5 protein-coding genes and 1 pseudogene are annotated in these 10558 nt (G+C 68.2%); 3 read left to right on the forward strand and 3 right to left on the reverse strand.

Annotated elements, in window-relative coordinates; all coding sequences use genetic code 11:
* Positions 1-30: 30 nt before the first annotated feature.
* Complete coding sequence (gene eccCa, locus QH276_RS18930) at positions 31-4095, forward strand: type VII secretion protein EccCa (RefSeq protein WP_280397254.1); 4065 nt, start codon at positions 31-33, stop codon at positions 4093-4095.
* A 74-nt stretch (positions 4096-4169) separates the two neighbouring features.
* On the opposite strand, the gene QH276_RS18935 is transcribed toward eccCa, so the two are convergent.
* Both QH276_RS18935 and QH276_RS18940 read right to left on the reverse strand, forming a co-directional pair.
* Positions 4170-4784 (reverse strand): GNAT family N-acetyltransferase, encoded by a 615-nt coding sequence (locus tag QH276_RS18935; protein WP_280397253.1) that lies wholly within the window; start codon positions 4782-4784, stop codon positions 4170-4172.
* 3 nt (positions 4785-4787) lie between these two features.
* Positions 4788-5594, reverse strand: coding sequence for a GntR family transcriptional regulator (locus tag QH276_RS18940; RefSeq protein WP_280397252.1), 807 nt, complete (start codon positions 5592-5594; stop codon positions 4788-4790).
* Positions 5595-5765: 171 nt separating this feature from the next.
* Here QH276_RS18940 and QH276_RS18945 point away from each other — a divergent pair, with 171 nt between their 5' ends.
* Positions 5766-6266, forward strand: coding sequence for a DUF4254 domain-containing protein (locus QH276_RS18945; RefSeq protein ID WP_280397251.1), 501 nt, complete (start codon positions 5766-5768; stop codon positions 6264-6266).
* A gap of 658 nt (positions 6267-6924) precedes the next feature.
* Here QH276_RS18945 and QH276_RS35550 read toward each other — a convergent pair.
* Positions 6925-8106, reverse strand: a pseudogene (locus QH276_RS35550) (MinD/ParA family ATP-binding protein); the annotation flags it as partial.
* A gap of 2051 nt (positions 8107-10157) precedes the next feature.
* Here QH276_RS35550 and infA point away from each other — a divergent pair.
* A complete protein-coding gene (gene infA / locus QH276_RS18955; RefSeq protein ID WP_003418601.1) occupies positions 10158-10379 on the forward strand; it encodes a translation initiation factor IF-1 in 222 nt (73 codons plus the stop codon).
* Positions 10380-10558: the final 179 nt, after the last annotated feature.

Below are 10558 nucleotides of genomic sequence, written 5' to 3' on the forward strand. Positions count from 1 at the left end.
GACCGCCGGCTGCCGATCTGAGAAGGAACCATGGCTACCGAAGGCTTTGTACGCCGACCCCGTATCGCCCCGCCCCGGGCGCCGGGTGGTGAGGTCGCGCTGACGGCGCCCCCGGAGGTCCCGCGCGCCATCCCGGCTCCGCTGATGATGAAGATCATGCCCGTGGTCATGGTGATCGCGGTGATCGGCATGATCGCCATGATGGCGATGATGGGCCGCAATATGCTGGCCAATCCGTTCATGATGATGTTCCCGATGATGATGATCATGTCGATGGTCGGCATGATGGCCGGGTACCGCGGTGGCGGCGGGAAACGCGCCGTCGAGCTGAACGAGGAGCGCAAGGACTACTTCCGGTACCTGGACCAGATCCGCAAGGAGGTCCGCCGCACCGGCGGTAAACAGCTCGAATCGCTGGGCTGGAGCCATCCCGAGCCCGCGGATCTGCTGTCGCTGGTGGGTACCCGGCGGATGTGGGAGCGCCGCCCGAACGACCCCGATTTCGGTCATGTCCGGGTCGGCCTGGGCAGCCACCGCCTGGCCACCAAGCTGGCCCGCCCGGAAACCGGTCCGCTCGAGGATCTGGAGCCGGTGTCGACCGTGGCATTGCGGCGGTTCGTGCGCACGCATTCGGTGGTGCACCGATTGCCGACCGCGGTCTCGTTACGTGCTTTCCCCGCCATCAATATCGGCGGTGATATCGGTGAGGCGCGCACCCTGGTGCGTTCGATGATCATGGAGCTGGCCAGCTTCCACGGTCCCGACCATCTGTCCGTCGCGATCGTGTGCAGCGACCCCGACGCGCCCGTGTGGTCGTGGGCGAAATGGCTGCCCCATCTGCAGCATCCGGCTCAGCGTGACGGTATGGGTTCGGTGCGGATGATGTACCAGTCACTCGGTGAACTGGAGACGGCGCTCTCGGCCGAGCTGATCGAACGCGGCCGTTTCATGCGCAACCCGCAACCCACTCAGGGCCGGGTGCACATCGTGGTCGTCATCGACGACGGATATGTCAGCGGGAACGAGCGGCTGGTCGCCGAATCGGGTCTGGACTCGGTGACCGTTCTGGACCTCACCGCTCCCGAGGGTGGGCTGGCCGCCCGCCGCGGCCTGCAACTGGTGTGCTCGAACGGCGAGGTCTCGGCGAAGAGCGCCGCGGGTACCGAGCGCTTCGCCACCGCGGACGCGGTGAGTATTGCGGAGGCGGAGGCATTTTCGCGCGCGCTCGCCCGGTACCGCCTGGCGACCGCCGCGCAGATCGTGAGCCTCGGGGAGGGCACCACCAGCGATCCGGGTCTGATGGCCTTGTTGAAGATTCCGGATGCCGCGCAGATCGATCCGGCCCGCGTATGGCGGCCGCGGACCGCGCGGGAACGGTTGCGGGTGCCGATCGGGATCACTCCCGACGGGACACCGGTCGAGATCGATATCAAGGAATCGGCCGAGAACGGTATGGGCCCGCACGGCCTGTGTATCGGCGCCACCGGGTCGGGCAAGTCGGAATTCCTTCGGACGCTGGTGCTTTCGCTGGTGACCACGCATTCGCCCGACGCGTTGAACCTCGTGCTGGTCGACTTCAAGGGCGGTGCGACCTTCCTGGGTCTGGATCCGCTTCCCCATGTCGCGGCGGTGATCACCAACCTGGAAGACGAGCTGTCGCTGGTCGACCGTATGAAGGACGCGCTGGCCGGTGAGATGAACCGCCGCCAGGAACTGCTGCGTTCGGCCGGTAACTACGCCAATGTCAACGATTACGAGAAAGCGCGCGCCGCGGGCGTACCGCTGGACCCACTGCCCGCGCTGTTCGTGGTGGTCGACGAGTTTTCCGAACTGCTCTCGCAGAAACCGGATTTCGCGGAACTGTTCGTGATGATCGGCCGCCTCGGCCGGTCGTTGCACGTCCATCTGCTGCTGGCCTCCCAGCGGCTCGAGGAGAACAAACTGCGCGGGCTGGAATCGCATCTGTCCTACCGGATCGGCCTGCGCACCTTCTCCGCCAACGAATCCCGCGCCGTACTCGGGATCACCGACGCCTACCATCTGCCGAGCGTTCCCGGCTCGGGCTATCTGAAGAGCGACGCCTCCGACCCGCTGCGTTTCAACGCCAGTTATGTCTCGGGCCCGTATGAAGCCCCGCAGGGCACCGCCACCGAGGACGGCAGCCCCGTCGCGCGGCAGCGGCCCGGACTGTTCACCGCGTCCCCGGTCGAGATACCCGAAGCGGACGACCCCGTCGCCGGCGAGCCGGAGGAGGAGGCCGCCGCGTTCAACCCGCTGCTCGAACTGCCGCCGCCGCCCTCGGAGGTGGCCGCCGCGGGAGCCGCCGAGGGCGAGGGCGTGCCGGATTCGCTGCTCGACGTGGTGGTCAAACGGCTCACCGGGCACGGCCGGCCCGCCCACGAGGTCTGGTTGCCGCCGCTGGAGGAATCGCCCACGGTGGATATGCTGCTGCCCGACCCGGATTGGCGTTCGCCGGTGAACCGGCACGGCCAGTTGTGGATGCCGATCGGGGTGATCGACAAACCGTACGAGCAGCGGCGTGATGTGCTCACCATCAACCTGGCCGGTGCGCTGGGCAATGTCGCGGTGGTCGGCGGTCCGCAGTCGGGTAAGTCCACCACCCTGCGCGCGATCATCATGGCCACGGCGGCCACGCACACCCCCGAACAGGTACAGATCTACTGCCTGGATTTCGGTGGCGGCAGTATGGCCGGCCTGGTGGGGATTCCGCATGTCGGTTCGGTCGCGGGCCGTCTCGACGGTGACCGGGTCCGCCGGACCATCGCCGAACTCACCTCGCTCATGCGTCAGCGTGAGGAACGGTTCGCCGAACAGGGCATCGAATCGATGGCCGAGTACCGGCGCCGCAAATTCGCGGCGTTGCAGCAGGGCATCGCCGATCCCTTCCCGGAGGACGCGTTCGGCGATGTGTTCCTGGTGATCGACGGCTGGATAGCCATCCGCGAAGAGTTCGAATCCCTCGAACCGCAAATCAATGCCATTGCCGGACAGGGCCTTTCGTTCGGTATCCACCTGCTGATCGGCGCCTCGCGCTGGGCGGAGATCCGGCCGGTGGTCAAGGATCAGATCGGTACCCGGATCGAATTGCGGCTCGGTGATCCCACCGATTCGGAAATGGGACGCCGGGTCGCCCATCAGGTGCCGGTGGGGCGGCCGGGTCGCGGCCTCACCGCGGAGCATCTGCATATGCTCATCGCGTTGCCGCGGCTGGACTCCGATTCGGACCCCGCGAGTCTCGCCGAAGGTGTGTCGCGGGCGCGGACCGAACTGGCGCAGTTGTATCCCAACCGCCGGGCCCCGGAGGTCCGGATGCTGCCGCTGAAGTTCGAGCGCGACGATCTGCTGGCCCAGGCACGGGCGCAGGGGATCGAAACCGGAGCCACAAAGGTCGTCGTCGGACTGGGTGAGTCCGAATTGCAGCCGCTGGTCATGGATTTCAACGCCGAACCGCATTTCATGGCCTTCGCCGACGTGGAATGCGGGAAGACCACTCTGCTGCGCAATATCGTCATGGGTATCACCGAGAACTCGACCTCCGAGCAGGCGCGCGTGATCATGATCGACTATCGCCGCACGATGCTCGGGGTGCTCGAGGGCGATCAGCTGGCCGGATACTCGACCTCCTCGCAGACCTGCGGTCCGATGATCAAGGAAGTGGCCGCCTACCTTGCGAAACGTATTCCCGGTTCGGATATCACACCGCAGCAGTTGCGCGAGCGCAGCTGGTGGAGCGGACCCGAGATCTACATCGTGGTCGACGATTACGATATGGTCGCCGCCGGTAGCGCCAATCCGTTCCAGCCGCTCATCGAATTCTTGCCGCAGGCACGGGATATCGGTATGCACCTCATCGTTGCCCGGCGTATCGGCGGTGTGTCGCGCGCTCTGTTCGACCCCATTCTCGGCACCATGAAGAACATGTCGGTGGAGACGCTGATCATGAGTGGTTCCAAGGACGAGGGCAAGCTCGTCGGCGATGTGCGCCCGACCAAACTGCCGCCCGGACGCGGGGTGCTGGTATCGCGCAGCCGCGGTATCGAGATGGTCCATATCGCCCATCTGGATCCGCTCTGACCCGGTCGTCCTGCTGCGGGCGTGCCGTCGATCGAGGTCCGGCCGGCGCGGTGGCGCCCCGGCCGGACGTGGGTTCAGCCGAGAGCCGGCAGGACGGCCGGGAAGGGGGACAACGGTGTCATGGGGAAGGACGCCGGGCGAGCGCTGATCAACGCGTCGTCGGTCCGCCATTCGTCGATATGCCGCTCGAACAGCGCGCACGACGGGCTCGGACGGTCCGGTCCGGCCACCCGGGCCAGCCGGAAACCGGCGCGCCGGTAATAAGCGTGCAGATCGGTGTTTGTGGTCCACGCATCGAGCCGGACCCAGCTGCGCCCTTGGGTCCGGGTGAGTGCCGCGGCGTGCGCGAGTAACTTCCGGCCGACGCCGTGGCCGGAATAGCGCAGGTCCACGATGAGATAGTGCACGATCAGCGACTCGGCGAGTTCGGCGTCGGTCCACAGTTCTTTGTCGGCGCGCTCGTTCACGGTGATCGTTCCGGCCGGTTCGCCACGCACCTCGGCGATCCAGGTTTCCCCGGCTGCCAATGCGCGGTCGACAACCCGCGCGAAATAGTCGATCGATAGTCCGGACGCCTCGGTGGACCACTGGTCGGAGCCGCGGGCGGCAAGCCATGAGGCGCGTTGTTGCCGCAGCCGACAGATCAGGTGGAGATCATCGAGTGCGGCCGGCCGAATCTGGACGGTCATGAGCTAGAACCATATCCCGGACCGATCAGTCTGTTCCAGCGCGGCGCGAATTATACTCGTGCCCGCGGCATCACCGAGTTCGTACGCGATGCGATTACTGGTCGCGATCGAACGATGCCGGGTCACCCGGGTTACCCGGTCGTGGTTCGCGCCGATACGTAGATGATCCAGCAGCACGGTACCGATCGCCACTCCGAGCACCCCGGCCTCCTCGGCGCTGGCCGGCCGGGCGACGAGCGTATCGCGGTGTGCGGTCTCGGCGTATCCGCGGTCGGCCAGGCGGCGGGTGGTGCCCTCGGCGATATCGTGCGGTGAATCTATCCCGGTGGCCTCGGCGAGGTCTCGTGGATAGAAACTCACCTCCCACGACCACGGTTCGTTGTCCAGGAATTGGACGACGGTCCGGGCCAGCACCCAGGAATCCACCGGTATGCCCAGTAACGCGGCGATATGCTGATCCGCCGGCTCCATCCGGGCACTGAATTCCTTCGTCGGTACCCGGCCCGCGGCGCGCGCGATCTCGGAGAAGATATCGTGCGCCGCGCGCGGCCGGTCGGGACGGATATGGTCGGTGACGACCGATTCCAGGACTTCGCGGTTGCGGACGATCGTGCCGCGCGAGGTAGCGGTATAAACAAGATTTTCGGTGACCAGGACCTGTATCGCGTTACGAGCGGTGGTCAGCGAAACCTGCATTTGCTCGGCGAGTTCCGTGTGACTGGGCAGGCGATCCCCGGGCCGCCACTTACCTGCTCGTATTTCCTCGCGGAGGTGGTCCGCGATCCGTCGATACGTCGGACCGTCCGCCATCGTGCTCCTCGGGTGGTCTCCAGGTAACGAAGTGTACGCTTTTCGTGTCCGGTGGGGTCGGTATCGCTTGACAGTACGCTTTCGCGGTTTATTGTAATCAACGTACTGACCCGGTGTTGTGCGGCGATGAACGGCGAGGCAACCGTGACAGGTTCGGATACAACAGTCGTAATGGCTCTTCCCGGCGCCCAGCGTGGTGCTGATGCGTTGGCGCGGAACGGAACTACCGGACCGCTGCCCAATTCCGACCTATTGGTGCGGGCCGCGCGCGGCCACCGGGTGGTCGGCGGGCAGTTGCTCTGGTACGCACGCGATCTCGCCGTCCTGCACGAGCGCAGACTCGTGGGCCGGGGCGGGTCGATCGTCACCGATCCCGACCGGCTGGTCGAGATCGACCGGCGCCGCATGGAATTGGTGCTGGCGATCGATGATTGGGTGGGTCGCAATGTCCCCCAGCATCGGCTCGGGGTCACCCTGCACACCGAGACCATCGGCGCGATCATCGATCGGCTCGCGGAATCGGCTGTTCGCGCGCATCACGCGTTGATGACCCTCGACGCCGACGACGAACTGCTGCACGGCGCCTGGCACCATCTGGCCGAACTCGCCGACGCCTACGACGCGCTCGTGGGAGACGTACTGGCCGGCCGGCGGCGCCTGCCCGAATGGTGAGCACCGCGCGGCTCGGCACGCGGTCCCGGCGCTAGCCGAGGCTTCAGGTCGCGCTGCCGGTAGGGACCCCGCCCGGGTGGCGTCGAGTCAGAGGCCGTCGGGGCCCGGTTCGGCGATCGCGTTCACATCGACGACCGCGGGTACCGCCGGCAGTGGGGGAACGTCGTCGCTCGTCGGCGACACATCCGGTGCATCCCGCAGGCCGTACGTGGTCCCGTCGGCAATACGTCCGGCCCAGCCTGTTCCGCGGGCTCGACGGGGCCCTCGGCGACAGCTCCGGCGGGGCGGAGGTGACGTGTCGGCGCTAGGTCCGGCCTGTTCCGCGGCCGGGTGCGAGCCCCGCGGCGATACCTCGGCCTGTCCGGCGGGTTGGGCGTGACCCGTCAGCGCTGGGCCCGGCCTGTTCTGCGGGCGGAGGTGACCCGCCGGCGATATGTCCGGCCTGGTCCGTGGGCCCGCGACGATAACTCGGCCTGTCCGGCGGGCCGGAGGTGACCCGCCGCCGATATGCTCGGCCGACTCCGTGGGCCCTGGTGTGGTCCCCCCAGCGCCCCCGCGTCCGCTGACCTCGCGCAGCGGCGCCGGCGTGGTACGGCCGCGCGGTCTTCACCGCCGATCAGTTCGGTGAGGGGGACAGGACTCGCGCCGCGGACTGGTTTCAGCCGCCGTGTTGCAGGTGGTAACTCCGGCCGAAATCGTCGGCGACCGTGGCCGCGAGTTCCACATACGCTCGTTTGGTTTCCTTCTTCAGGCGCGGCAGATCGATCTCGGCACCCTCGGACATATGCGGGTCGAACGGGATCATATGCACGGCCCGGCAGCGGGACAGGAAGTACTGCCGCAGCTGCTGCACATCGATATTCGGGGTGCCGTCGCGCGGGGAATTGATCACCACCACCGCGTTCTGCACCAGATGGTGGTACCCGTGCAGTGACAACCAGTCCAGCGTGGCCGAGGCGCTCTGCGCGCCGTCGATCGCGGTCGGCGAGATCAGGACCAGTGAATGCGCCAGCTGCAGCACACCGGCCATCGCCGAATGCATCAGACCGGTACCGCAGTCGGTGAGGATGATGTTGTAGAAACGCTGCAGGATCCGGGCGACCGCGCGGTACTCGTCCTCGTTGAACGCTTCCGACGCGGCCGGATCACGTTCGCTGGCCAGCACCTCGAGCCGGCTGGTGGCCTGCGAGGTATGCCGGCGCACATCCGAATACCGCTGGATCGCGGGGTCGAGCAGCAGGTCGCGGACCGTGGACCGGGTCTGCAGCGGCACCCGCTGGGAGAGCGTCCCGAAGTCGGGGTTGGCGTCTACGGCGATCACTCGGTCGCCGCGGATGGAGGCGAAGGTCGACCCCAGGCCGATGGTGGTGGTGGTCTTACCGACACCGCCCTTCAGCGAGAGCACCGCGATGCGGTAGTCGCCGCGGACGGGCTGGCGGATTCGCGCCACCAGTTCCAGCATCCGCCGCTCTTCGGCGGACATCCCCGGATTGATCTTGCCGCCGGAGGCGTGGTGTACCACTTTGCGCCAGCCGCTCCCGGCCGGTTTCTTCGCCCGGCGCACCGAGACATCTTCCAGCGACGGCCCCTGCGCGCCCGGCGCACCGAACTGCTGTTGCGGATGCTGCCATTGACCGGCTTGGGGAGCCTGCCCCTGCCAAGCCGCTGGTCCGCCGCCGTGCTGCGGCGGACCCGGATTGGCCGGGGGCGCCTGCTGCCACTGCTGAGCGGGCTGCTGGTTCGGCGGCATACCAGGACCGGGCTGTCCGATCGCCGAACCGCCGTGCTGCGGCGGGAGATTCGGTGGGGTGGAGGTCGGCGCAGCATGCTGCGGACCGGATGGCCACGCGGTCGGTTGCTCGGGCGCCCGCCATTGCGGCCCCGGCGCGCCGTCTATCGGTGCGCTTTCCGGGGCCCGCCATTGCGTGGCACCGGCTGCCGCGGGGCCCATCGCCTGCTCGGCGACGCCTTCGGCCGGGTTCGCGGGGGAGCTTTCCGGCGCGCGCCACTGTCCCGCACCGGTCGCGGCCTGGTCGGAGGTGCCGTCCGCGGAGTGCGCCGGTGTGCTTTCCGGGGACAGCCATTGCCCGCTGTCGGTCGGCGCCGGGGCGCTCGTCCGGTCGGACGGGCTGTCGGGCCCGGGGGTGGTGGCCGCGGCGTGGTCGGCGAGGTCGTGTGCCTGGGTGGGCGTGCCGGTCGGGGATTCGGGTGCGGGGCCGTCGGCGAATGGGTCGACACGGCCGGCCGCCGAATGCGCGCCGCTGGTGTAACGAGCCGGGCCGTTATCGTCCTGGTCGACTGCACGCTCCCGGCCGGAAGCCGCAGAACCGGAGGAGGTAGGTGTCGGTTCGTCCCACCCGACCGCGGGACCCGGCTGCGGGCTCGGCGCCGGTGGCAGGTCCGGCAGGCGGCGGATCGGCTGTTGCTCTACCGGGCCGGAATCCGGTGCGGTCGCGATCGGCGGGGGGTCGGGCAGGGGAGGCGGCGGAGGCAGGAAGTTGCGCTCACCGGTATCCGGCGCGCCCGAACCGCTGGTCTGTCCGGCCGCGCTCGTGGGATCGGCCTCGGTGCCGCCGGCACTGTCATGCGCCGCCGGAAGGGCCGAGCCGTCCCGGTCGGAATGCGGGGGAATCGGATGATGCGGGCGCAGCCGATCGAACTCCGGTGCCGGTGCGCTCGGGTGGCGGGTCGGCAGGCTCGGCCGTTCCGTCGAGGGCGCGGCGGACGCCGCCTCCGCGGGACCATCGGGCCTGCCGTTCGGCAGAGCAGGCCCGGGGTGCTGCGGCCGGTCCGGAGCGTCGGACGGCTCCACAGGCACGGTCGACTGCTGCTGCCACGGGGCATCGGACTGTGCAGGTGCGGTGAACTGTGGCTGCGGTGGCGCCTCGGTGGACTGTGTGGGGGCGCTGAACTGCGGCTGGTGTGGCGGCACCGGCGGTAGGCCGGTCCCGGCGGCGCCCTGCGCATCCGGCCCGGGCGACCACTGCGGTCCCGGCTGAGCCGGGCCCCACGGCGCCCGGCCGTCGGGGGCGTGCGGCGGCTGATTCGGCGGCCCGGGGACAGCGGGCCGATCGACCGGCGGCAACTGTTCGGGCGGAGCGCTCGGCCCGGCCTGCTGATAGGGCGCGGGATTCGCGACGGTATCCGGCTGCTGCGCCGGGCCGGGGGAATGCGGGTCGGCGGGGGCCTGGGGAACCTGCTGAGTCGACCACTGCGCGGTGCCCTCGGCCCAGTTGTTGCGCTGCGACGGGCGCGGGCCGTGATTGTTCGGCAGCAGTTCCCCGACGCGCTCCTCGAGCGAGGGTTCGTCCTTGTTCTTGTTGCGGAACCAGCCCTTGCCCTTTTTCTTCTCACCGGCGGAATCGGCGCGATCGTCGCCACGTCCGCGCCGGTTGAAGAAGCCGTTCGGCGGTTCCGGCGTCTCCGGGATGATCTCGTCCTGCGGGAGATTTTCGACCGGCGGGGGTTCGTAGTTGCGGAAATTCGTCTGCCCGACCCCGGTGACCTCGGTATCGGCCAGCCATGGCGGCAGCATGGGGAGGCCGTCGTTGCTGCGGCTCACCGGTCCCCTCCTGGAATGGTCGACCCTCGGACAGCGGCCAGTTTACGCGACAAGTCCCATTCCACTCAGCGCCGGGGAGGCGACCCCGGGGCCGCGCGACGCGACTCGCGACGCGACCACGGCATACCCTTTTTTGCCCGATTGCACACCTACCGGTAAGCTGACCAGGCGGTGTATCAAAGCGCCGCCTGTTCGTGTGCGATCGGTTGAGATCATCCGCGTTGTGCAGTGCGAGCCGCCCTGGGTGGCCAGTGTGGTGCTTCGGCCGGGTGCATCGGGCAGTACCAGGTAATCAGACCAGGTTGAGTGTAACCGGGATCGCGGAGGATATGGCGAAGAAAGACGGGGCCATCGAGGTCGAGGGGCGGGTTGTCGAGCCGTTGCCGAATGCGATGTTCCGGATCGAGCTCGAGAACGGGCACAAGGTCCTCGCGCATATCAGCGGCAAGATGCGTCAGCACTACATCCGCATCCTGCCGGAGGATCGGGTCGTCGTCGAGCTCTCACCGTACGACCTCTCCCGCGGTCGGATCGTTTACCGGTATAAGTGATCGGGGGGACGTGTGCTCGCGGAGAGCGCTCGCCTTGCCGATCACTTATGTGTTTTGTGGGGGTGCAACCCCCCCACCCCCCCCCGCGGGCAACCCCCCCCGACCCCCCGGCCGGATGGCGATAAACGCCCCGGGGGTGTCCAAAGACAAACCCCGTCGGGAGGCCGGGGGAAAACAGT

Origin of the sequence: Nocardia carnea, assembly GCF_029869215.1 — a bacterium.
In the GTDB taxonomy this organism is placed as follows: Bacteria; Actinomycetota; Actinomycetes; order Mycobacteriales; family Mycobacteriaceae; genus Nocardia; species Nocardia carnea_B.